The organism is Cohnella suwonensis, from assembly GCF_042655365.1.
In the GTDB taxonomy this organism is placed as follows: Bacteria; Bacillota; Bacilli; order Paenibacillales; family Paenibacillaceae; genus Cohnella; species Cohnella suwonensis.
Window position 1 is genome coordinate 1 of the sequence record NZ_JBHSMH010000103.1, and the last position, 728, is coordinate 728.

A 728-nucleotide genomic window follows, 5' to 3' on the forward strand; every position below is an offset into this window, starting at 1 on the left:
ATAGTGTAAGTAAAACCAGTAATAATCGAATTGTGATTTTCATTTTTTCTCCTTGTCTCTTGCATCGGTTTCATATAACGTTCATGTGTTCACGACGTCCAACTCCCTTAAGCCCGGAGGGCGGCCGCGATGCGGTTAGGGAGTTGGATGTGTCCGGCTGATTCGACTTCCCTGCTGCTGCCAATTACTTCTCCGAAATCACATCTAACTCCTGCCGGACCGAGGCGGCTCGTCCGCCGAAGCGTGAACATGGTGTTATAGGATGTTCCCGCCTTCTTCGATTTCTCTCCCATAAAATTCTTCCTACATCGCCGATATACTTACTACAGATGGCTTCCCTATTGCTTCGTCGAGATACTTACTACATACGGCTTTTCCCATTGCTTCATCGAGATACTTACTACATACGGCTTTTCCCATTGCTTCGTCGAGATACTTACTACATACGGCTTTTCCCATTGCTTCATCGAGATACTTACTACAGACGGCTTTTTCCATTGCTTCGTCGAGATACTTACTATAGATGGCTTTTTCCATTGCTTCGTCGAGATACTTACTACAGACGGCTTTTCCCATTGCTTCATCGAGTGGCTATCTATGTTATTTAGTTCTTAGCGGGAATTTCCTATAACGTTCATGTGTTCACGACGTCCCACCACCTTAAGGCTCCGAAAGGAGCCGGCCGCGATGCGGTTAGGTGGTGCGGATGTGTCCGGCTGAATTACTTC

1 protein-coding gene is annotated in these 728 nt (G+C 46.7%); it reads right to left on the reverse strand.

The features are described 5' to 3' along the window. Positions 1-303: 303 nt before the first annotated feature. The gene (locus tag ACFPPD_RS23235; protein WP_209752019.1) at positions 304-576 is read right to left on the reverse strand and encodes a hypothetical protein; all 273 of its coding nucleotides are present in this window, start codon (positions 574-576) and stop codon (positions 304-306) included. Between the last annotated feature and the right edge of the window lie 152 nt (positions 577-728).

What these genes read in the sequence shown, in the direction of transcription:
- ACFPPD_RS23235 (WP_209752019.1), bottom strand. Translation starts at nt 576, where the DNA reads ATGGGAAAAGCCGTCTGTAGTAAGTATCTCGACGAAGCAATGGAAAAA.